This is a genomic window from Thermomonospora echinospora (assembly GCF_900108175.1).
Classification (GTDB): Bacteria; Actinomycetota; Actinomycetes; order Streptosporangiales; family Streptosporangiaceae; genus Thermomonospora; species Thermomonospora echinospora.
Map to the genome: position 1 here is coordinate 99,866 of NZ_FNVO01000007.1, position 22,372 is coordinate 122,237.

Sequence of the window (22,372 nt, forward strand, 5' to 3'; positions counted from 1 at the left end):
CCGGGAACCTGCTGTTCCTGTCCACCGACTCCTCGCGCAGCGACGACTCCTGCCAGAGCACCTCCAAGCCGGTCACCGACCCGACCGCCTGGGAGGGCATCAAGATCTTCGACATCAGCGACGTGCGCAACCCCCGCTACGTCAAGGCCGTCGAGACCGAGTGCGGCTCGCACACCCACACGCTGATGCCCGGCAAGCGCGGCGAGACGTACGTCTACGTCTCCTCCTACCTGCCGACCCCGGCCTCCTCGGGCGTCGGTCCGGACTGCCAGGAGCCGCACGACAAGATCTCCATCATCAAGGTGCCGCTGAAGAACCCGACGGCCGCCGCGGTGGTGGCCGAGCCGGTGCTCTTCCCGGACGGCGGCAACCCCGGTGACGGCCGGCCCTACCCCGAGGGCACCCGCGCGACCAGCGGCTGCCACGACCTGACCACCTACCCGGACGAGGACCTCATGGCCGGGGCCTGCATGGGCGACGGCGTGCTGTTCGACGTCTCCAAGCCGGAAGCGCCGAAGATCATCGATATCGTCCGCGACGACGAGAACTTCGCGTTCTGGCACTCGGCCACCTTCAACAGCAAGGCCAAGAAGGTCGTCTTCACCGACGAACTGGGCGGTGGCGGCCTGGCGACCTGCACCGCGGCCTTCCGGCCCGAGCAGGGCGCCAACGCCATCTACGACATCGTCGGCCAGGGCGACAAGCGCAAGCTGCGCTTCCGCAGCTACTACAAGATCCCCCGGATCAACGCCGACACCGAGAACTGCGTGGCCCACAACGGCTCGCTGATCCCGGTCAAGGGCCGCGACATCATGGTCCAGGCCTGGTACCAGGGCGGCATCTCGGTGTGGGACTTCACCAACTCCCGCAAGCCCAAGGAGCTCGGCTTCTTCGAGCGCGGCCCGCTGTCCACCACCCGCTCGATCACCGGTGGCGCCTGGTCGACGTACTACTACAACGGCTACATCTACTCCAACGACATCCAGAAGGGCTTCGACGTCCTGAAGATCAACGACAAGGACCTCGACAAGGCCAAGAAGGTCAGGCTGGACGAGCTGAACGTCCAGACGCAGCCGGACTACTTCGACTTCGACTGACCCGTCCGCTCCGGGGACGGTCCCCGGACCCCGCGGCCGACTGACGACGCGCCCCGGCCATCGCCCGCGATGGCCGGGGCGTGGCGCGTCAACGCACCGGAGACCGCCCGCCCGCCGGCATCCCCGGCCGGTCGGACGCGCCGGCCAGAGCCACCGGGAAGACGGCGCCGCTCCCGCTCCGCCGCCGGCCGGTCAGGCGGGCGCGGACCGGGTGAAGATCCACTTCTTGTACGACCAGTAGCGCCACGCGGACGCCAGCGCCAGGCCCACCAGCAGCGCCAGGTTGTACGACAGCGCGTCGTGCAGGCCGAGGGTGTAGAAGGTGAAGGCGGTGCAGCACGCCTGGATCAGCATCCCGATGCCGTTGAGACCGAAGAACAGCGCCATCTCACGGCCCGAGCCGTCGCTGTCGTGGTGCCGAAACGTCCAGTGCCGGTTGGCCAGGTACGAGAACAGGGTCGCCAGCATCGTGGGCACCAGCACGGTGGTGACCGGGCTCTCCCAGAACCTGCCGCGCATCAGGTTGGCGCCGCCGATCGTGATCACGGTGCCGACGGTGCCAACGGTGCCGAAACGCAGCAGCTCGCGCACGAAGTGCAGGCGCGAGCGCGCGACCGGGGCCAGGGCCGCGGCGGCCCGGGAGCGCTGCAAGGTGCTCATCCCGCCAGACCATACCGGAGCAGGTGATATGTCCGGTCCCGAACCCCGGTGATCGGCTCATCGGCGGGCCGGGCGGGTGACCCCGGCCAGCGCCACGATCATCAGGGCCAGCGCCACCGGGATGGCCAGGGCCCAGGTCAGGCCGACGCCCTGGGCCACGAAGCCGATGACGGGAGGTCCGGCCAGGAAACCGCTGTAGCCGATGGAGGTCGCCCAGGAGATCCCAGTGGCCGCCGGCACGCCCGGCAGGTTGCCCGCCGCACCGAACGTGACCGGCGCCACGACGGCGACGCCCAGCCCGTACAGGGTGAATCCCATCACAGCGGCCACCGGCGTGCCCGCCAGCAGTCCGGCCGCCAGCGCGGCGGCGGCGACCAGACCACCGACGCGCAGCACCAGGACCGGGCCGAATGCGGTGATCACCCGGTCCCCGGCCAGTCGCGCCGCCGCCATCGCCACCGCGCAGCCGGCGTAGCCCAGCCCGGCGGTTCCGGCGCCGGTGCCGAGCGTCTCCCTGAGGTAGACGGCGCTCCAGTCGGCCGTGGCGCCCTCGCCGAGGAACGAGCACAGGCCAATCACGCCCAACAGGACGAGCGTCCACCGGGCCGACCGGGCCGGCGCGCCGTGCGCGTTCCCGTCGCCATCGTTCTCGACCGGCAGTTCGGCGGACGCTCCCAGCAGGCCGCGCGTGCCCACCAGCATCAGCACCGCCAGCAGGGCCGCGGCCGAGGCCAGATGGGCGCGCACCGGCACCTCCAGGTGGGCGGCCGTCGTTCCGACGAGCGCGCCGATGAGCGCACCGATGCTCCAGGCGCCGTGCAGGCCCGACATCAGCGGGCGCGCCCGCTCCCGCTCCACCGCGACGCCCTGGGCATTCATCGCCACGTCCGTCAGGCCGGTGGCGGCCCCCAGTAGGGCCAGCGCCACCATCAAGCTGCCCAGGTTCCAGGCCAGCCCCAACGGCACCAGCGCCAGGGCCATCGCCACCCCGGCCACCCGGGTCGCCGCCCGGCTCCCCCACCGCGCCACGATCCGTCCGGCGAACCGGACCGCGGCCACCACCCCGATCGGGCCGCCCAGCAGCGCCAGGCCCAGGGAGCCCTCGGTCAGCCCGAGTTCCTGCTTGATCTGCGGGATGCGGGCCAGCCAGACCGCGCCGACCAGGCCGTGCGCCAGGAAGGCCGTCGTCACAGCGGCACGGGCACTGTGCCGCCACGCGGCCGTTGCGCTCACCATTCGGCCGAATTTACGTGATCAAGCACCGGGCGGGACAGTCGTTTGTGGGAGCCCTCCCACCGGGCCGCCGACCCGGGTGGACGGCGGTCAGGCCGGGAACGTGGCGCCGGTGCGGGGATCGACGTGGTAGACGCGCCGGTGCCCGCCGACCAGCAGTCGGCCGCGGCACACCGCGACCGGGGGCGGCCCGGAGTTCTCCGGCCGCAGCACGTCCTTGACCACCCACTCGCGGCGGCCGGTGGCGGCGTCGAACGCCTCGATGAGCTGCCCGGCGGTGCCCGCGCAGACCAGCCCGGCGATCATCACTGGGGGTGAGCAGCGGGTCGGCTCGGTGAAGCGGTACCCGCGCGGCCGCCCGTCGGCCGCCGCCAGGTGGGTCACCAGCCCCGGCTCGCCGACGCACACCCCGCCGGGCGCCTCGGCCGCGGGCGGGTCGCCCTCGTCGGGCCGCCCCGCGCCCGGGTCGTAGCCGGCGGCGGTCTGCCACAACTCCTGCCCGGTGCGCGCGTCCACGGCCGCCACGAACCCCAGCGGCGGCGGGTCGTAGGGCAGCCCGGCCAGGTACAGCACGCCGTCCGTCAGGCCCAGCACCTCGATCCCGCCGCCGCGTTCGGGCCAGTCGGGGTGCCAGTGGTGGGGCTCGATCCGCCAGCGCTCGCGACCGTTGCGGCCGCGCAGCGCCAGCAGCGCCCCGTCGGCACAGCCTACGAAGATCAAGTCGCCGTCCGTGGCGGGCGCCGCCAGCTTCGGGTCGGCCTCCATCCGCCACTTCTCCGCGCCGTTGCGGGCGTTCAGCACGTGCAGGGTGCGGCCCCAGCGGGGGCTGTCGCCGATCACGCAGACCCGGCCGCCCGCCACCGCCGGGCGCATCGGGATCGCCCCGCGAAAGCGCCAGCGTTCGCCGCCGGTACGGACGTCGACCGCCCGCACATGGCCGCCGCCGGTGGCGTAGAGGACGCCCTCGGCCACCCGGAACGGGCCGGGGGTACCGGTGTCGATCCGCCACAGCTCCGCACCGGTCACCGCGTCGAACGCGTACACCTGCGGCCCGCATCCGGCGAACACCGTGTCGTTGACCACCGCCAACCGGATGACGGTGCCGTCGACTTCGGCCCGCCACGCCACCGGATCCGCCACCTGAGCCCCTCGCCGTCCGCCAGCCGCTGTGTGTGCACGCCCCCAAGGTGCGCCACAGAGTAAGGCCACCACGACGCTTTGGGTAGGTGTCAGAAACCCTTCGCCCGGCCGAGGGCGCTGGGCGAGGCGGCGTCCGGCACCAGCAGCCGGGGCGGGCCCGAACCGTCGGCGGGCACCGCCCACACGTCCGAGCCCCCGGACTCGCGCGGCCGCGCGTACATCACGGTCCGCGCGTCCAGCCAGGCCGCCTGGTCGTCGACGCTGTGCGGCTCGGCCAGCGGCGTCTCCCGTAGGGTGCGCAGGTCCAGCGCGTACAGCCGCCAGGGGTCGGCCGGATCGCGGGAGACCCGCTTCTTGAACACCAGCCGGCGGCCGTCGGGCGACAGCGAGGGGCACTCGGCGTTCTCCCGTAGCGTCCGGGCCGTCCACCGCGTGAAGCTGCCCTCGACGAGATACGTCCTGCCTCCGGTGGAGACCGTCGCGTAGAACAGGTCATCGTCGGCGGCGAACGTCACGCCCCAGAAGTTCACGTCCGGGGAGCGGTGACGGCGGCCGTCCAACGTGAGCGCGATGCCCTCCAGGCTGGTGACCGTCCGGCCGGTGCGGGTGTCCAGGACGCCGGTCCGGGTGGAGAAACTGCCATCGCTGTAGGAGTCGCCCTGGACGAAGACCGTCCAGGAGATCATCCGGCCGCTCGCCGAGACCCTGGCCCGGCTGGGCACGCCCGGCAGCGCCACCCGGCGGACCTCGCGCAGGTTCCGGTCCAGGACGGCGGCGTAGGTGCGCGGTACGGGCCCGGGCGCGGTGTTCAGGCAGACCCCGGTCCCGGCAGCGGCGTAGAACCTCACGCACCGCAGGTCCGCGCTCGTGCGCCCGTCCCGTGTCCGGGCGAGCGGGACGGCCGCGACGGCGTCCCGGCCGCGTCCCGGCCGCATGTCGCGGAACACCAGCCGTCCCGCGGTCAGGTCGAACGCTGCCCCGGTCGCCTTCCCGGGCGTCGGACGCCGCTCGTCGGCCGCCCGCACCGTGTAGGCCACGGCGATCCCGGTCAGGACCAGGGAGGCGGCCACGGCCACGGGCACCCGCCAGTTCGTCACGCCCTCACCCGTTCTCCCGTGCGCCGCCGGTCAGGCGGCGGCGCGCAGGCGGTCGTAGCGGGCGACGGCGGACGTGTCGGTCAGCGAGGCGATCTGGTCGACCACGACCCGCAACCGGGCGGCGTCGTCGGCCGCCTCCGCCCAGGCTGCTTGGAACGGCGCCTCCAGCGTGGCCGGGGCGCCGGCGGCCACCAGGTCGGCCAGCTCCAGGATCAGCTCGCGCTGGCGGGCCCGGTTGGCCTCGTGGCTGATCCACACGTAGTGCGCGGTGACACCCTTCAGCAGCCCGCACTCCAGCCGCTGCCGCCTGGGGACGATCAGGTCGGCGGCGTAGCGGGTCAGCGGGCCCGGGCCGTACCGCTCGCGGGTGGCGTCCTCGGCCGCCATGCAGAAGCGGCCGATCAGCGTGCTGGTGAGGTTCTTCAGCGCGGCGAGCGAGCCCGGGGTGCCGTCGTAGCGGTCGGGCCAGTACGGCGCGGTGAGCAGCTCGGTGAAGACCTCCTCCAGCTCGGCCGGCTCGGCGTCGCAGTAGAGTCTGGCGGCCGTCCTGGCGACCAGCCGCCGCTCGGCCGGGTCGGCCAGCCGGGCGAAGTCCACATGCCCGGCGACCAGGGCGTCCTCCAGGTCGTGCACGGAGTAGGCCACGTCGTCGGCCCAGTCCATGACCTGGGCCTCCAGGCACAGCCGGCCCTCGGGCGCCCCCTGGCGGGCCCAGGCCGCCACGTCGACGTCGTCGTCGTAGATGCCGTACGGGCCGTCCGAGCCCCCGCGCGGCCGGCCGGCGGGCTGCGAGCCCTTGCGCCACGGGTACTTCATCACCGCGTCGAGCGAGGCCCGCGTCAGGTTGAGGCCGACGCTGCGGCCGTCCGGGGCGAACGACTTGGGCTCCAGGCGGGTGAGGATGCGCAGGCTCTGTGCGTTGCCCTCGAACCCGCCGCAGCGCTCGGCGACCACGTTCAGCGCGGCCTCGCCGTTGTGGCCGAACGGCGGGTGCCCGATGTCGTGCGCCAGGCAGGCCGTCTCGACCAGGTCGGGGTCGCAGCCCAGGGACTTGCCGAGCTCCCGCCCCACCTGGGCGCACTCCAGCGAGTGCGTCAGCCGGGTGCGCAGGAAGTCGTCGGAGCCGGGATCGGCCACCTGGGTCTTGGCCGCCAGCCGGCGCAGCGCCGCGCTGTGCAGCACCCGCGCCCGGTCCCGCTCGAACGCCGTGCGGTCACGGCGCTTGGGCGGCTCGGGCGCCCACCGCGCCCGGTCGGAGTCCGAGTAGTTCCTCATCTGTCCTTTCTGACCGGGGAACGCCCTCGCACGCGGGGTGCGGGCGTCCCCGTCCGTACCGTGTCCTTCAGCGTACGCCGCGTCCGTGACATCCTGGATGACACGAGGTGTCACCGGGGTGTCACCGAGGGGCGCAGCTCGGACGGCGACCGCACGCTGCGGCCGAACAGCACGTACGACAGGTAGCCGCCGGTCTCCCGGACGATGTAGTTGAACTGGGTGTCACGGGTCTGCACACTGGGGCCGCTGCGGGTCGGCGAGGCGGCCGCCCTGATGCCGTTGTCCTCGGCCATCTTCTTGGAGCGCAGGCCGTGCCAGGGGTCGGTGACGATCACCGCGGAGTCCCACTCCAGCTGCTTGAACCGCCGGCCGACGGCCTGCATGCTCTCCAGGGTGTCGTTGCCGACGGGGACCGACACCACCCGGTCGGCGGGCACCCCGCGCTCCTTGATCAGCCAGTTCCGCCCGGTGTCGGCCTCGGTGTAGTTGTCGCCGGGCATCTTGCCGCCGACGGTCACGATCGCCGGGGCCACGCCCTTGCGGTACAGCGTGACGGCGTGCTCCAGCCGCCAGCGCAGGGTCGGCGACGGCACGCCGTTGTACTGCGCGGCCCCCAGCACCACGATGGCGTCCGACCTGGGGGTCTCGTCCTGGCGGGCCTGGTACCACACCCGCCAGCCCACGGTCAGCGGGGTCAGCACGGCGACCGCCAGCACGGCCAGCAGGACCATCACGGACCAGAACAGCCAGCGCCGCCGCTTCCTGGGCTTGCCGGGCCTGTCATCGTTCTTCGGCTCTTCGCCCTCGGGGGCCGGGACGGACAGATCGCGCTCTGCCGGCTCGTGTTCTCCGGACCCAAAATCGGGCACTTCAACTTCCAACGTCATCGCGCCAACCACGCTAGTTAGATGGCCCGCCGAACGCCGCGAGTTCGAGCCGTTTACCGGTGATTCACCTTACTTCGCGGGAGGGCGGGCCGTCCGCAGCGCCGCCCTCCCCACCGTCAGCGGCTGTCGGACCCCTCCCCCGCGATCGCGGCGCGACCGGCCTCCAGCCGGGCCACCGGGATCCGGAACGGCGAGCACGACACGTAGTCGAGGCCGACCTCGTGACAGAAGTGCACCGAGTCCGGGTCGCCGCCGTGCTCGCCGCAGATGCCCAGCTTGAGGTCCGGCCGGGTGCGGCGGCCCTCCTCGGCGGCGATGCGGATCAGCCGGCCGACGCCGTCGCGGTCCAGGGTCTCGAACGGCGAGGCGCCAAAGATGCCCAGCTCCAGGTAGCGGCCGAAGAACGCGGCCTCCACGTCGTCGCGGGAGAAGCCCCAGGTGGTCTGGGTCAGGTCGTTGGTGCCGAAGGAGAAGAACTCCGCCGCCTCGGCGATCTGCCCGGCGGTCAGCGCAGCCCGGGGCAGCTCGATCATGGTGCCGATCATGGCGGGCACGTCCACCCCGGTCTCCCGGCCGACCTGCGCCAGAATCTGCCGCGCCTCCTCGCGGACGGCCTCCAGTTCCTGCACCGCCCCGACGAGCGGGATCATGATCTCCGGACGGGGGTCGCCGCCGGCCCGGCGGCGCTCGGCGGCGGCCTCGGCGATCGCCCGCACCTGCATGGCGAAAAGTCCCGGAATCACCAAACCCAGCCGCACGCCGCGCAGCCCGAGCATAGGGTTCTGCTCGTGCAGCCGCCGCACGGCTTCCAGAAGCCGGCGGTCTTGCGGCGTGGCGTCGTTCCCAGCGACCGCGACCTGCACCGACAGCTCGGTCAGATCAGGAAGGAACTCGTGCAACGGCGGGTCGATCAGCCGGATGGTGACGGGGAGCCCGTCCATCGCCTCGAAGATCCCGGCGAAGTCCTGCCGCTGCAGGGGCTCCAGCGCGTCCAGCGCCCGCTGCCGCTCCTCCTCGGTCTCGGCCAGGACCAGGGCCTCCACCAGCCGGCGGCGGTCGCCCAGGAACATGTGCTCGGTGCGGCACAGCCCGATGCCCTCGGCGCCGAACCGGCGGGCCCGGGCGGCGTCCTCGGGGTTGTCGGCGTTGGCGCGTACCCGCAGCGCTCGTTTCTCGTCGGCGCAGGCCATGATCCGGTCCACCGCCTTGACCAGTTCGTCGCCGTCGGCGGCGGCCAGGGAGCCCTCGAAGTACTCCACCACCGGGGAGTTCACCACCGGCACCTCACCGAGGTAGACCGCTCCGGTGGAGCCGTCGATGGAGATGACGTCCCCCTCCTCGACGACCACGCCGCCGGGGGCGGTGAAGCGGCCCGCCCGCACGTCGACGTCCAGTTCCTCGGCCCCGCACACGCAGGTCTTGCCCATACCGCGGGCGACCACGGCGGCGTGCGAGGTCTTGCCGCCCCGCGAGGTGAGCACGCCCTGGGCGGCGACCATGCCGGCCAGGTCGTCGGGGTTGGTCTCGCGGCGTACGAGGATGACCGCCTCGCCCCGGCCGGCGGCCTCGACGGCCCGCTCGCTGGAGAAGACGGCCCTGCCGACGGCGGCGCCGGGCGAGGCGTTCATGCCCCTGGCGATCTGCCGGCGGTCGGCGGACTCGTCGAAGCGCGGGAACATCAGCTGGGCCAGCTGCGCGCCGGTGACCCGGGTCACCGCCTCGTCCTGCCCGATCAGGCCCTGGTCCACCAGCTGGGTGGCGATGCAGAACGCCGCGCCGGCGGTGCGCTTGCCGACCCGGGTCTGCAGCATCCACAGCTTGCCGCGCTCGATCGTGAACTCGATGTCGCACAGGTCCCGGTAGTGGTTCTCAAGCGTGGCCATGATGGCCAGCAGTTCGTCGTAGGACTTCTTGTCGATCCGCTCCAGCTCGGTCAACGGGACGGTGTTGCGGATGCCGGCCACGACGTCCTCGCCCTGGGCGTTCTGCAGGTAGTCGCCGTAGATGCCCTGCTGGCCGGTGGCCGGGTCACGGGTGAAGGCCACTCCGGTGCCGGAGTCCATGCCCAGGTTGCCGAAGACCATGGAGCACACGTTCACGGCCGTGCCGAGATCCGCGGGGATGCGCTCCTGGCGGCGGTACAGGATGGCCCGGTCGGCGTTCCAGGACTCGAACACGGCCTTGACGGCCAGCTCCATCTGCTCGCGTGGATCGGTGGGGAACTCCCGACCGGCGTGCTCGCGCACGATCTCCTTGTAGGCGCCGACCAGGGCGCGGAAGTCGCCGGCCTCCAGGGCCAGGTCGCTGTCGGTGCCCTTGGCCCGCTTGAGGTCGTCCAGGGCGTCCTCGAACAGCTCGCCGTCGATGCCCAGCACGGTCTTGCCGAACATCTGCACGAGCCGGCGGTAGGAGTCCCAGGCGAACCGCTCGCCGTCGGCGCCGCCGCCGGCGACCGTGGCCAGCCCGTGCACCGAATCGTCGTTCAGGCCGATGTTCAGGACGGTCTCCATCATGCCGGGCATGCTGAACTTGGCCCCCGACCGCACGCTGACCAGCAGCGGGTCGTCGGCCTGGCCGAGCCGCTTGCCCATCTGCTTCTCCAGCGCGGCCAGGTGCTCGTCGACCTGCTCCTGCAGTCCGTCCGGGACGGTTCCGTGCTCCAGGTAGTGCCGGCAGGCCTGGGTGGTGATCGTGAACCCCGGCGGCACCGGAAGGCCGAGGTTCGTCATCTCGGCCAGATTCGCGCCTTTGCCCCCCAACAGGTCCTTGAGGTCCTTGTTGCCTTCGTTGAAGTCATATACGTACTTCGGCACGAGGAGCTCCTTCACGCTCCGATTCCACGCTTGTGCCGGGACTGTACCCAGGTTGTCGAACTTCGTTCGGCACTGCCGCAAGCACTGCTCGTTTCCGCAGGTCAGACCGGCTTTAATGGTCTATTCCAATCGGGTATTAACCGATGACTGTCAGACGGGTCACAGGCGGGCCGCCGGCCGGAACGTCCCGGGCACCGCACGCCAGGAGGAATGATGGAAACAGGAGGTGAGGCTGTGAGGCCGATGGTCGCCGGAGGCAGGGCGGGAGAACCGTTCGCCCCCATCGCCGACTATGGGTTCCTCTCGGACTGCGAGACGACCGCCTTGGTCGCGCCGAGCGGAAACGTGGAGTGGATGTGCCTGCCGCGGATGGACTCGCCCAGCGTCTTCGGGTCGATCCTGGACCGTGACGCCGGGTACTTCCGGGTCGGCCCCGCCGGGGTCGAGGTTCCCGCGGCCCAGCGCTACATCCCGGGCACCATGGTGATGGAGACCACCTGGTGGACCCACGGAGGGTGGCTGGTGGTCACCGACGCGCTGCTCATGGGGCCCTGGCACCACGAGACGGAGCGTTCCAGGACCCACCGCCGGGCGCCCACCGACTACGACGCCGACCACGTGCTGCTGCGCATGGTCCGCTGCGTGAACGGCCAGGTCCAGGTGCGCCTGGACTGCATGCCGGTGTTCGACTACGGACGGCAGCCGGCCCAGTGGATGCACACCGGCGCCGGCTACCACGAGTCGGTCTGCCACGGCAACGGGCTGAACCTGCGGCTGACCACCGACATGAACGTGGGCTTCGAGGGCTCGCTGGCCACCGGCCGCACGCTGCTCAAGCAGGGCGAGTCCCGGTTCGTGGCGCTGTCGTGGAGCGAGCACGAGCCTCCGCAGACCTACGCCGACGCGCACGAGCGGCTGATCTGGACGGTGCACCACTGGCAGCACTGGCTGGAGCGCGGCCGGTTCCCCGACCACCCCTGGCGCAGCCACCTGCAGCGCAGCGCGCTCACCCTCAAGGGCCTGACGTTCGCGCCGACCGGGGCGGTGGCGGCGGCCCCCACCACCTCGCTGCCGGAGACCCCGCAGGGCGAGCGCAACTGGGACTACCGCTACACGTGGATCCGCGACTCCACGATGGCGCTGTGGGCGTTCTACACGCTCGGCTTCGACTGGGAAGCCAACGACTTCTTCTACTTCATCACCGACGTGGCCGAGGCCGCCGACGGACGGCTGCAGATCATGTACGGGGTGGACGGCCGGGAGGAGTTGCCGGAGTCGACGCTGGACCATCTGGGCGGCTACGACGGCGCCCGGCCGGTACGGATCGGCAACGACGCCTACACCCAGGCCCAGCACGACGTGTGGGGCGCCATCATCGGCTCGATCTACCTGTTCGTACGGCGCCGCGACCGGCTGGACGACCGGCTCTGGAAGATCATCGTCAAGCAGGTCGAGGAGGCGCTGGCCAACTGGCGCAACCCCGATTGCGGTATGTGGGAGGTGCGCGGCGACCCGCAGCACTTCACCTCCTCCAAGGTCTTCTGCTGGGTGGCCGCCGACCGGGGCGCCCGGCTGGCCCGCATCCGCGGCAACCACGAGCTGGCCCAGCGCTGGCAGGAGGCGGCCGACGAGATCCACGCCGACGTGCTGACCAACGCACTGGACGAGCGGGGGGTCTTCACCGCCCACTACGGGGCCAAGGCACTGGACGCCTCGGTGCTGCTGATCCCGCTGCTGGGCTTCCTGCCGGCCGACGACAAGCGGGTGCGCGAGACGGTGCTGGCCATCGCCGACGAGCTCACCGAGGACGACCTGGTGCTGCGCTACCGGGCCCACGAGACCGACGATGGCTTCTCCTCCGAGGAGGGCACGTTCACGATCTGCTCGTTCTGGCTGGTCAGCTCGCTGGTGATGATCGGTGAGCTGGAACGCGCCAAGCGGTTGTGCGAGAAGCTGCTGTCGTACGCCAGCCCGCTGCAGCTGTACGCCGAGGAGATCGACCCGCACACCGGCCGGCATCTGGGCAACTTCCCGCAGGCGTTCACCCATCTGGCCCTGATCAACGCGGTGATGCAGGTCATCCAGGCCGAGCGCCCCGAGGAGCCCGGCGCCTTCGCCTGATCCGCCCGTCCGGGACGCCGAGCCCTGGACCTCGTGAGCGCGGTCGCCCGGCCCGCACCGACACCGAGGCGACCGCTTCCGCACACCCATGTCACGGGCGCGGGGAGCCGTGCGCGCCCGTGTCGCATCTGATATGCGGAGATCCGATCATCCCCCCGCGGGCGGGCCGGCCCGCCCGGATTGGAGCGTTCGCAATGAGAGTCCTGCCCCGGATGGGCCGCGGCGGCGCGGTCCTGACGGCCCTGCTGTTGCTGGTCCTCGGCCTGCCCGCCCTCATCGGCCTGCTCGGCGGCTTCGAGCGCACCGACGGCGGCCAGATCGCCGTGGTGCGCAACGGCGGCTTCTTCGACAACACCCGGATCCGGCAGGTCATCGACCCCGGGTCCGGGCGGGTCTGGGTCGGCTGGTGGTCGAAGGTGCACAAGTACCCCGCCCAGCAGCGCTTCTACACCATCACCTCCAACCTCGGCGAGAGCACCCGCGGCGGCGGCGGCGTCGACGTGGTCACCGTGCCCAGCAGCGACGGCGTCAACATGGGCATCGAGGGCACCCTCTACTTCACCCTCAACCTCGACCACGAGGTGCTCAAGAAGTTCGACGACAAGTTCGGCACCCGCAAGTTCCGCTCCTCGAGCGGCCACTCGTACTACGCCTGGCAGGACGAGGGCGGCTGGTCGGCGTTCCTCAACCAGATCGTCCGGCCGGTGATCGACAACAACCTGCGCAGCCAGATCAACAGCTTCCGCTGCGCGGAACTGGTGTCCTCCTGCGCGCTGGTGCAGAACACCGGCAGCAACGGCCGGCGGCAGACCACGAGCATCCAGGCACAGAGCAACAACGGCAACATCGCCAAGGTGCAGAACGCCATCAACGTGCAGCTCGCCAACGACCTGCGCGCCACACTGGGCGGCGACTTCCTGACCAACATCCACTTCAACCTGGTGCGGGTCACCCTGCCGGCCCAGGTGCAGCAGGCCGTGGACCGGGCGCAGGCGGCCTTCGCCCAGGTCACCGAGGCACAGGCACGGGTTGACCAGGCCAAGCTGGAGGCCGCCGCCAACAAGGCCCGCCAGGACGGCTACAACCGGTGCCCGACCTGTGCTGAGATCGAGAAGCTGAAGGCACTGCCGCAGGGCATCACGGTCTACGCACCGGGCAACCCCAGCGGCGCGCTGTTCCCCAGGGACTGACGTCCCCCGTCGGCAGGCAGGAGGCGCCGATGAGGCTGCTGGTTCTGGTCGCGGCCGTGCTCCTGGTGGCACTGGCCGTCATGCTCGTGGTGAGCGCGTTCACCCGCGAACGCGGCGGCGGCGAGGCGCTGGAGGCCACCGCGCGCTGGGAGGCCCACACCGTCTCGGCGGACGGTGTCACCACGGTGGTCGTCCGGAAGGTCGCCCAGACTCCGCAGGGTCCGGTGGAGTTCGGACGCCAGTCGATCGCGTCCATCCCCGATGGCGACCCGGAGTGGGAGAGCAGGTACCACGAGGCGATGGCCCAGGCGCGCTCCCGGGTCGCCGCCCTGCAGATCGAGGCACAGTAGGCACGTCCGGCCAGTGACCCCATGGGCGGCGGGGCACCGTACCGTGACCTGCCGCTTCGCGGCGGTCGCCGATGCCCCGCAGCTCTCTCACCGCCCCGCCGGGGCGGGGCGGTGAGAGAGCGGGGAACGGTCAGACCACCGCGCCGGAGTCGCCCGGCTGGCGCTGGGCCGGACGGCGGACCGCCTTGGGCTTGGGCGCCTTGGTCTTGCTGCGGCCCTGGAAGACGATCGCCAGCGGAGTCGCGGTGAACACGCTGGACCAGGTGCCCACCAGGATCCCCAGCAACAGCGCGATGGCGAAGTCGGTCAGCGAGTCGCCGCCGAGCAGCGCCAGCGCGGCCAGGATGAACACCGCACCCATACCGGTGTTGACGGTACGCGGCACGGTCTGCAGCGCCCCCCGGTTGGCGATCTTGCTGAACCGCTCCTCCGGGCTGGCCCGCCACAGCTCCCGGATCCGGTCGAAGACCACCACCGAGTCGTTCACCGAGTAACCGATGATCGTCAGCATCGCGGCCAGGAACACCCCGTCGATGGGCTTGCCCAGCCAGGCGAACACCCCGGCGACGATGATCACGTCGTGGAACATCGCCAGCACCGCCCCGGCGCCGAAGGTGAGGCGGAACCGGAACGCCAGATAGGCCAGCTGCGCCAGCAGGGCCACCCCCAGCGCGATCAGCGCCTTCTGGCGCAGCTCACTGCCCAGGCTGGGGCCGATCAGCTCGTCGCGCTCCTTGGCGACCGTGCCGCCGCCCTTCTCCGACAGCGCCTTCTGGATCTTGTCGACGTCGGTGTTGCCGAGCTTCTCGGTACGGACCGAGATGTCGTCGCCCTCCTTGCCGGCGGTCTGCACGACCGCGCGCGGGAACCCGACGCCGGCCACCGCCTCCCGGGCGTCGTTGATGTCCATCTTCTGGCTGGTGTTGTAGACGACCTGGCGGCCGCCGGTGAACTCCACGCCGAAGTTGAACCCCTTGACGATGATCCCGGCGAATGCGGCGGCCACCATCACCCCGGAGATCGTCAGCCACAGGGTCTTGCGCCGCATCACGTCCGGCTGCCTGCGGTCCAGCCAGTCGCGGACCCGGCCGGTGCTGCCCAGCCCGGTCAGACCGGGCCGCTTGGCGATGGCCCGCCGGCCGACCGCCCACTCGGCCAGCACCCGGGTGATCACCAGCGCCGAGATCATCGAGGCCAGCACACCGACGGTCAGCGTGACGCCGAAGCCGCGCACCGGCCCGGCGGCCAGGAAGAACAGCAGCCCGGCCGCCAGCAGGGTGGTGATGTTGGAGTCGGCGATGGCCGACCACGCCTTCTGGAACCCGATGACCAGCGCCGGCCGCGTCCCCCGGCGCGGCACCGCGGCGTACTCCTCCTTGGCCCGTTCGAACACCAGCACGTTGGCGTCCACCGCCATGCCGATGGCCAGCACGAAACCGGCCAGGCCGGGCAACGTCAGCGTCGCTCCCATGGCCACCAGCGCGGCGTAGGAGATCACCCCGTAGGTGGCCAGCGCGACCGTGGCCAGGAAGCCGACCAGGCGGTACATCCAGATGATGAATAGGCCGGTGAGGGCGATGCCGAAGACGGCGGCCTGCCAGCTGGCCTCGATGGCCTCCTCGCCCAGGGTCGGGCCGACCACCCGCTGCTCGATGATGGACACCGGGACCGGCAGCGATCCGCCCTGGATGAGCGCGGCCAGTTCCTTGGCCTCCTCGGCGCTGAACTGGCCGGTGATCTGGGTGGAGCCGCCGCCGATGCCGACGTTGCAGGGCACGCTGTCCTGCACCGACGGCGAGGAGATCACCTTGCCGTCCAGCACGAACGCGATCCGCCGGTCGTCGCCCTGCTGGCAGGCGGCCTTGGCGGTGATCTGCTCCCAGACCTTGCCGCCGTTGCCGCGGAAGTCGACGGTCAGGTACCAGCCCTGCAGGTTCTGCTGGTCGAAGGAGGCGCTGGCGGAGCCGATCTGGGCGCCGCTCAGCGCGGCCGCCCGCAGCATGATCGGCCGGCCGTCCTCATCGGGCAGCAGCTGCTCGCCCTTGGCGGGCTTGTTGTCGGTGTTGGTGCGCACCGGGTGCGCGGTCAGCTGGGCGGTGCGGCCGATGGCGTCGGCGGCCTGCTTGGGGTCCTGGACGTCGGGCAGCTCGACGATGATGCGCCGGTCACCAGAACGGGTGATCGACGACTCGGCGACGCCCAGCGCGTCCACGCGCTTGCGCAGCACCTCCAAGGCGCGGTCGGTGGACTCGCGGTTGGCCTTGACACCCTGGCCGTCGCGAGTCTCCAGCACGATCTGCGTACCGCCGCGCAGGTCCAGCCCGAGCTTGGCGGGCTGGGTCAGCGCGACGTATATCGATCCGGCGATGATGGCGAGCGCGAGCAACGCTCGCCACGCCAAGGGGCGGGACAACGGAACCTCCACGGGAAACGGCGGACCACCGGACGGCGGGCCACGGGACACCGGCGGCGGACGGCTCGGCACCGCACCGCCGGTCGGACGGCAACCTCAGGAACCCGTGGAGGCCGGCGGGGCGCGGCCCCGCGACGGGAGGCTCCGCGGCCCGGTGGGCACCGCCGTCCGGGTGTCGGGCGGGACGGTGTGCGACCGGCGCGGCAGGGCGATCTCGGCGCCGCCCGCCGGCGTGACCGGGTCCGCCTCCTGCAGCGCCGTGTACGGCGGGGCGGCGGAGGTACTGGAGGCGACGGACCGTGTCTCCGCCGTGGAGGTCTGGCCCGTGGCGCCGCCGGCCGTGCCGGCCCGGCCCCTGCCGGGGGCCTGGTGCGCGGGTGGCGGCTGGGCGGCGCCGGTGCGCGGGCCGATCCCGGATCCGACGGGCGACGGCCCGGCGCCGGGGAAGACCACGAAGCCCAGCAGTCCCAGGGTGAGGATCACGAACCGGGTGATCCTGCCCGTCTCCCCCTCGGTCAGGGCATGGCCGCGACGGCGGTCGCCCATGCGCGTCCCTCCGTCGACGTCCAGCAGGTCCTCGCCACGCTACCGGAACGGTCGGCGGCGGAGCGAGAACCGGCCGATCGCCGAGCGTGAAAAGCCGGTCATGTCCCGGCAGCGGCCGGGCCATGACCGGGCGCGCTAGCCGCCCAGCAGCTGCGCGGCCAGGAAGGACTCCACCTGGGAGATGGCGATGCGCTCCTGGTTCATGGAGTCGCGCTCGCGGATGGTGACCGCGTCGTCGGTCAGGGTGTCGAAGTCGACGGTGATGCAGAACGGCGTGCCGATCTCGTCCTGGCGGCGGTAGCGGCGGCCGATCGCGCCCGCGTCGTCGAACTCCACGTTCCAGTTCCGGCGCAGCTGGGCGGCCAGGTCGCGGGCCTTCGGGGACAGGTCGGCGTTGCGCGACAGCGGCAGCACCGCGGCCTTGACCGGGGCCAGCCGGTGGTCGAGCCGCATCACCACGCGCTTTTCCAGCTTGCCCTTGGCGTTGGGCGCCTCGTCCTCGGCGTAGGCGTCCATCATGAAGGTCAGCACGCAGCGGTCCACGCCCGCCGCCGGCTCGATGACGTAGGGGACGTACCGCTCGCCCTTGTCCTGGTCGAAGTACGACAGGTCCTGGCCGCTGGCCTTGGCGTGGGTGGCCAGGTCGTAGTCGGTGCGGTTGGCGATGCCCTCCAGCTCGCCCCACTCGGTGCCGACGAAGTCGAAGCGGTACTCGATGTCGACGGTGCGCTTGGAGTAGTGCGACAGCTTCTCGGCCGGGTGCTCGTACAGCCGCAGGTTCTCCTTGCGGATGCCGAGGTCGACGTACCACTGCATGCGCTGGTCGATCCAGTACTGGTGCCATTCCTCGTCGGTGCCGGGCTCGACGAAGAACTCCATCTCCATCTGCTCGAACTCGCGGGTCCGGAAGATGAAGTTGCCCGGGGTGATCTCGTTGCGGAACGACTTGCCGACCTGGCCGATGCCGAACGGGATCTTGCGGCGGGCCGACTGCTGGACGTTGAGGTAGTTGATGAAGATGCCCTGCGCGGTCTCCGGCCGCAGGTAGGCCAGGCCGGAGGCGTCCTCGACCGGGCCGAGGTAGGTCTTGAGCAGGCCGTTGAACATCTTCGGCTCGGTGAAGGCGCCCCGGGTGCCGCAGTTGGGGCAGGTCAGGTCGGCCAGGCCGTTGGTCGGCGGGTGGCCGTGCTTGGCCTCGTAGGCCTCTTCGAGGTGGTCGGCGCGCCAGCGCTTGTGGCAGGACTGGCACTCGGTCAGCGGGTCCACGAAGGCCTGCACGTGGCCGCTGGCCTCCCAGACCTCGCGGGCCAGGATCACGCAGGAGTCCAGGCCGACGACGTCGTCGCGGCCCTGGACCATGGACTTCCACCACTGGCGCTTGACGTTGTTCTTCAGCTCGACGCCCAGCGGGCCGTAGTCCCAGGAGGCGCGCAGCCCGCCGTAGATCTCGCTCGACGGGTAGACCAGGCCGCGCCGCTTGGCGAGGCTGACGATGGTGTCCATCACGTCGGATCTGCGGGCCATGGGTTCGTCTCCATCCGGCTGGCGGTCGGCGGGATTGTCTCGTACGCCTGGCGATCGGGCCAAGGCGATTTCATCCCCGGTCCGGGCCCCGGGCCTTCCGCTCGCGCGGTCCCCGGCCCCGAGGTCCCTTCAAGGTCCCCAGCTTAGGGCACGGTCACCGGTCTCCCGACCGTGCCCCGCGGCGGTGGCCCGGCGAGCCCGCCACCGGCCCCGCGGCCCCAGGGGACGGGCGCGGTGGGGTCCGTTCAGCGGGCGGTGACGATCTCGTAGGCGCCCGGCTCGTCGATGGCCAGGGCCGACAGCGGGATGAGCCGCATGCGCACGTCGTAGGCGCCGATGCCGCGCCGGTAGTGGCCGGCGCCGTCCCACTCGGTGACCATCGCCCACAGCGTGGGGTCGTCGACCGTGCGGGCGATCCGGCCGCTGAGATATCCGGGCGCGGCGGCCAGCGACTCCAGGATCGAGCCGAGTTCGGCGGCGAACGCCGCGGCCTGCTCGCCGGGCACGCGGTACCGGGTTATCGCGATCACCCGGCCATCCTCTCAGTAGCCGCCGCGGCCCGGTCCGCAGGGGCGCCGGGGTTACCTTGGGCCGGTGAGCACACAACGTGATCCCCATTCCCCCGGACTGCGCGGGGCGATCGAGCGCCGCAGCGCGGTCCCGGTGGTGTTCCTGCACCGGCTGCCTCTGTGGGTGCCGCTACTGACGGTGTTCGCCCTGCTGGCAGTGGGCATGATGGCCACCGGGTGGCTCGCGGCGGCCGGGCTGGGGGTGCTGGCCCTGCTGCTGGCCTGGTTCGCCTATCTGAACTGGCCTGCCCTCGACACCGGCGGGCGGGTGCTGCGGATCGCCGCGCTGGCAGTGCTGGTGCTGCTGGCGGCGGGCCATGCGATTGGCCGGTTTTGACAACCATTTTCATCTTCGTCCACAATTGAGGCGTGTTGACCTGCCGTAGCCTGCGCCGTGCCCTTTCGCTGACCGCTTTGACCGCCACCGCCCTACTCACCGCCACCGCGTGCGGCGGCGGCGACGGGCCCGGCTCGGACGGCACCCGAGTGGCCGCCGCCTTCTACCCGATGGCCTGGCTGAGCGAACGGGTCGGCGGCTCGGAGGTGTCAGTCGACACCCTCACCAAACCCGGCGCCGAGCCGCACGACCTGGAGCTGACCCCTCGCCAGATCGCCGACCTCGGCGAGTCCGACCTCGTGGTCTACGTCAAGGGCCTGCAGCCCGCGGTGGACAAGGCCGTGCGGGAGCACGCCGGGGACCACGCCCTGGACGCCGCCGCCACCGTGCGGACCCTGCCGCCGCCCGCCGAGGGCGAGCACGCCCACGAAGAGGGCGACGGCCACGGGCACGAGGAGACCTCCTACGACCCGCACGTCTGGCTCGACCCCAGCCGGATGGCCACCATCGCCACCGCCCTGGGCGAGCGGCTCGCCAAGACCGACCCTGCGCACGCCGGCACCTACCGCGCCAACGCCAAGACGCTGGCCGGGCAGCTCACCGCCCTGGACGAGGAGTTCCGGACCGGGCTCGACGGCTGCAAGCGGCGGGCGATGGTCACCGCCCACGCCGCGTTCGGCTACCTGGCCGACCGGTACGGGCTCGAGCAGGTCTCCGTCGCCGGCATCGACCCGGCCGCCGAGCCGTCGCCGGGGCGGCTGGCCGAGCTGACCCACGAGATCAGGGAGAACGGGGCCACCACCGTGTTCACCGAGACCTTGGTGAGCCCCAAGGTCGCCCAGGCGCTGGCCCGCGAGGCCGGGGTCCGGACGGCGACGCTCGACCCGGTGGAGGGTTTGGCCGACGGCTCCCGCGGTGACTACCTTTCGATCATGCGCCAGAACCTGCGGACCCTGCGCACCGCCCTGGAGTGCTCGTGACCTCCACCGGAGCGAACGGCGCGCCGCCCTTCGAGATGACCGCCGGCCGGGTGCGGCTGGACGGGCGGGAAGTGCTGCACGGCATCGATCTGCGGGTCGAGCCCGGCGAGGTGCTCGCCGTGCTGGGCGCCAACGGCTCGGGCAAGTCCACGCTGATCCGGGCGCTGCTGGGCCTGGTGCCGCTGTCGGGGGGCCGCACGCATATCTACGGCAGTCCGCCCGCCCGGTTCCGCGACTGGAAGCGCGTCGGCTACGTGCCGCAGCGGCTCACCGTGGGCGGCGGGGTCCCCGCGACCGTGCGGGAGGTGGTGGCCTCCGGCCGGATCGCCCGCCAGTCGAGGCTGCGGCCGTTCTCCTCGGCCGCCGACCGGGCGGCGGTGCGGCGGGCGCTGGAGACGGTGGGCCTCGCCGACCGGGCCGGCCATCCGGCGCAGCGGCTGTCGGGCGGCCAGCAGCAGCGGGTGCTGATCGCCCGCGCGCTGGCCGGCGAGCCGGACGTCTTCGTCATGGACGAGCCCACCGCCGGGGTGGACGCCGCCAGCCAGGCCGCCCTCGCCCGGACCCTGCGCGAACTGGTCCGCCAGGGCCGCACGATCGTGCTGGTGGCCCACGAACTGGGCCCGCTGGAGCCGCTGATCACCCGGGCCGTGGTGGTGGAGGCCGGCCGCATCGCGCACACCGGCGCGCCGCCCGCGCCCGAGGGCGAGTGCGCCAGGCCGGGTCACCAGCACCTGCACCCGCACGCCCCCGGCACCGAGCCGGCGCCGCTGACCACCTGGAACCCTGCGTGATCGACCTACTGCGTTACGACTTCATGCGCATCGCCCTGGTGCTGGCGGTGCTCATCGGCCTGACCGCTCCGGCGGTCGGCACGTTCATCGTGCAGCGCCGGCTGGCGCTGCTCGGCGACGGGATCGGGCACATCGCGCTGACCGGCATCGGCCTCGGCCTGCTCACCAGCACCTCCCCGGTGCTGGGCGCGCTGGTGGTGTCGGTGCTGGGCGCGGTGGCCATCGAGGTCCTGCGCGCCCGCAGCCGCACCGGCGGGGACGTGGCGCTGGCCCTGCTGTTCTACGGCGGGCTGGCCGGCGGCGTGCTGCTGACCAACCTGCGGGGCGGCGGCTCGGGCCTGCAGTCCTACCTGTTCGGCTCCATCACCAGCGTCACCGTCGAGGACCTGTACGTGGTCGCCGCCCTGGCCGCCGCCGTGCTGGCGATCGTGGCGCTGTTCGGCCGGGAGCTGTTCCTGCTGTGCCAGGACGAGGAGGTGGCCCGGGCCAGCGGGCTGCCGGCCCGGGCGCTGAGCCTGCTGATCGCGGTCACCGCCGCGGTCACCGTGGTGATCGCCATGCGCGCCATCGGGCTGCTGCTGGTCAGCGCACTGATGGTGGTGCCGGTGGCGGCCGCCCAGCAGCTCACCCGGGGGTTCCGCGACACCATGCTGACGGCCATGGGGATCGGCGTGCTGTCGGCGGTGTCCGGCCTGGTCGGCTCGTTCGAGTACGACCTGCCGCCCGGCCCTTCCATCGTGCTGCTGGCGCTGGCGGTGTACCTACTGCTGGTGCTGTGGCGGACGATCGGGGATTCGGTGATCCGCCGCGATCGCCGGAGCCGTACACTGCCTTCCAGCCCGAAGGAGGCGACCGCCGACGCGGAGGTGCGACGATGATGGCCCGCCGGGACGGCACGGGCGCCAGGACGACGGCCCGCCGGGACGCGGTACGGGAGGTGCTGGCCCGCAGCGAGGGTTTCCGCAGCGCGCAGGACATCTACGCCGACCTGCGGGCGGACGGCTCCAAGATCGGCCTGACCACGGTCTACCGCGCGCTGCAGGCGATGAGCGAGGCCGGCCAGGTCGACGTGCTGCGCACCGACGAGGGCGAGGCGGTCTACCGGGCCTGCCACACCGACGAGCACCACCATCACCTGGTGTGCCGCCGGTGCGGCCGGACGGTGGAGGTCGCCGGCCCCGCCGTGGAGCGCTGGGCCGAGACCATCGGCGCCGAGCACGGCTTCACCGACGTCACCCACACCGTCGAGGTCTTCGGCACCTGTGCCGGCTGCGCCGCCGCCGGCTAGCCGCCGCCCCGCGCCCGCCCGGGCGAGGCGACGGCCCTCAGGTCCCGTCCGGCGCCGCGTC

Annotated in this window: 20 protein-coding genes; 9 read left to right on the top strand and 11 right to left on the bottom strand. The window is 72.1% G+C overall.

Annotated features, from left to right (window positions below):
• On the top strand, positions 1-1,097 hold a 1,097-nt coding region (locus C4U03_RS17985; protein WP_103938949.1), incomplete at its 5' end, for an LVIVD repeat-containing protein.
• 192 nt (positions 1,098-1,289) lie between these two features.
• On the opposite strand, the gene C4U03_RS17990 is transcribed toward C4U03_RS17985, so the two are convergent.
• From C4U03_RS17990 to ppdK, 7 genes are all read right to left on the bottom strand, one after another.
• On the bottom strand, positions 1,290-1,757 hold the full coding sequence (locus C4U03_RS17990) for a GtrA family protein (protein WP_103938950.1): 468 nt from the start codon (positions 1,755-1,757) through the stop codon (positions 1,290-1,292).
• 57 nt (positions 1,758-1,814) lie between these two features.
• Complete coding sequence (locus C4U03_RS17995) at positions 1,815-2,993, bottom strand: MFS transporter (RefSeq protein WP_103938951.1); 1,179 nt, start codon at positions 2,991-2,993, stop codon at positions 1,815-1,817.
• 87 nt (positions 2,994-3,080) lie between these two features.
• Positions 3,081-4,130: an outer membrane protein assembly factor BamB family protein gene (locus C4U03_RS18000; protein WP_160147029.1), complete on the bottom strand. Its 1,050-nt coding sequence runs from the start codon at positions 4,128-4,130 to the stop codon at positions 3,081-3,083.
• Between the two features lie 89 nt (positions 4,131-4,219).
• Positions 4,220-5,227, bottom strand: coding sequence for a TolB family protein (locus C4U03_RS18005; RefSeq protein WP_103938953.1), 1,008 nt, complete (start codon positions 5,225-5,227; stop codon positions 4,220-4,222).
• Between the two features lie 30 nt (positions 5,228-5,257).
• Positions 5,258-6,502, bottom strand: a complete 1,245-nt coding sequence (locus C4U03_RS18010) for a deoxyguanosinetriphosphate triphosphohydrolase (protein ID WP_103938954.1) — start codon at positions 6,500-6,502, stop codon at positions 5,258-5,260.
• 110 nt (positions 6,503-6,612) lie between these two features.
• The gene (locus C4U03_RS18015) at positions 6,613-7,389 is read right to left on the bottom strand and encodes a YdcF family protein (protein WP_103938955.1); all 777 of its coding nucleotides are present in this window, start codon (positions 7,387-7,389) and stop codon (positions 6,613-6,615) included.
• 116 nt (positions 7,390-7,505) lie between these two features.
• Entirely contained in the window at positions 7,506-10,202 is a 2,697-nt protein-coding gene (gene ppdK / locus C4U03_RS18020) for a pyruvate, phosphate dikinase (RefSeq protein ID WP_103939149.1), read from the bottom strand.
• A gap of 243 nt (positions 10,203-10,445) precedes the next feature.
• Between ppdK and C4U03_RS18025 the strand changes: the two genes are divergently transcribed.
• From C4U03_RS18025 to C4U03_RS18035, 3 genes are all read left to right on the top strand, one after another.
• A complete protein-coding gene (locus tag C4U03_RS18025) occupies positions 10,446-12,323 on the top strand; it encodes a glycoside hydrolase family 15 protein (protein ID WP_103938956.1) in 1,878 nt (625 codons plus the stop codon).
• Positions 12,324-12,517: 194 nt separating this feature from the next.
• Positions 12,518-13,513: an SPFH domain-containing protein gene (locus tag C4U03_RS18030; RefSeq protein WP_103938957.1), complete on the top strand. Its 996-nt coding sequence runs from the start codon at positions 12,518-12,520 to the stop codon at positions 13,511-13,513.
• Positions 13,514-13,542: 29 nt separating this feature from the next.
• Entirely contained in the window at positions 13,543-13,863 is a 321-nt protein-coding gene (locus C4U03_RS18035; protein ID WP_103938958.1) for a hypothetical protein, read from the top strand.
• Positions 13,864-13,993: 130 nt separating this feature from the next.
• On the opposite strand, the gene secD is transcribed toward C4U03_RS18035, so the two are convergent.
• The 4 genes from secD to C4U03_RS18055 all read right to left on the bottom strand — a co-directional run bounded on the left by secD (position 13,994) and on the right by C4U03_RS18055 (position 18,876).
• Positions 13,994-16,276, bottom strand: a complete 2,283-nt coding sequence (gene secD, locus C4U03_RS18040) for a protein translocase subunit SecD (protein WP_103938959.1) — start codon at positions 16,274-16,276, stop codon at positions 13,994-13,996.
• Positions 16,277-16,372: 96 nt separating this feature from the next.
• Positions 16,373-16,822, bottom strand: a complete 450-nt coding sequence (locus tag C4U03_RS18045) for a hypothetical protein (RefSeq protein ID WP_103938960.1) — start codon at positions 16,820-16,822, stop codon at positions 16,373-16,375.
• 135 nt (positions 16,823-16,957) lie between these two features.
• The gene (locus C4U03_RS18050; RefSeq protein WP_200827302.1) at positions 16,958-18,346 is read right to left on the bottom strand and encodes a glycine--tRNA ligase; all 1,389 of its coding nucleotides are present in this window, start codon (positions 18,344-18,346) and stop codon (positions 16,958-16,960) included.
• A gap of 245 nt (positions 18,347-18,591) precedes the next feature.
• Positions 18,592-18,876 (bottom strand): antibiotic biosynthesis monooxygenase family protein, encoded by a 285-nt coding sequence (locus C4U03_RS18055; RefSeq protein ID WP_103938961.1) that lies wholly within the window; start codon positions 18,874-18,876, stop codon positions 18,592-18,594.
• Between the two features lie 64 nt (positions 18,877-18,940).
• On the opposite strand from C4U03_RS18055, the gene C4U03_RS18060 reads away from it, so the two are divergent.
• From C4U03_RS18060 to C4U03_RS18080, 5 genes are read left to right on the top strand one after another with little or no spacing between them, the layout of a single operon-like run.
• Positions 18,941-19,252, top strand: coding sequence for a DUF6703 family protein (locus tag C4U03_RS18060; RefSeq protein ID WP_146087430.1), 312 nt, complete (start codon positions 18,941-18,943; stop codon positions 19,250-19,252).
• A gap of 32 nt (positions 19,253-19,284) precedes the next feature.
• Positions 19,285-20,232: a metal ABC transporter substrate-binding protein gene (locus C4U03_RS18065; RefSeq protein ID WP_103938963.1), complete on the top strand. Its 948-nt coding sequence runs from the start codon at positions 19,285-19,287 to the stop codon at positions 20,230-20,232.
• A gap of 35 nt (positions 20,233-20,267) precedes the next feature.
• Positions 20,268-21,023: a metal ABC transporter ATP-binding protein gene (locus tag C4U03_RS18070; RefSeq protein ID WP_103939151.1), complete on the top strand. Its 756-nt coding sequence runs from the start codon at positions 20,268-20,270 to the stop codon at positions 21,021-21,023.
• Entirely contained in the window at positions 21,020-21,901 is an 882-nt protein-coding gene (locus C4U03_RS18075; RefSeq protein ID WP_103938964.1) for a metal ABC transporter permease, read from the top strand. Before C4U03_RS18070 ends, C4U03_RS18075 begins: the two co-directional genes overlap by 4 nt.
• Positions 21,898-22,311, top strand: coding sequence for a Fur family transcriptional regulator (locus C4U03_RS18080; protein ID WP_103938965.1), 414 nt, complete (start codon positions 21,898-21,900; stop codon positions 22,309-22,311). Before C4U03_RS18075 ends, C4U03_RS18080 begins: the two co-directional genes overlap by 4 nt.
• Positions 22,312-22,372 lie beyond the last annotated feature (61 nt).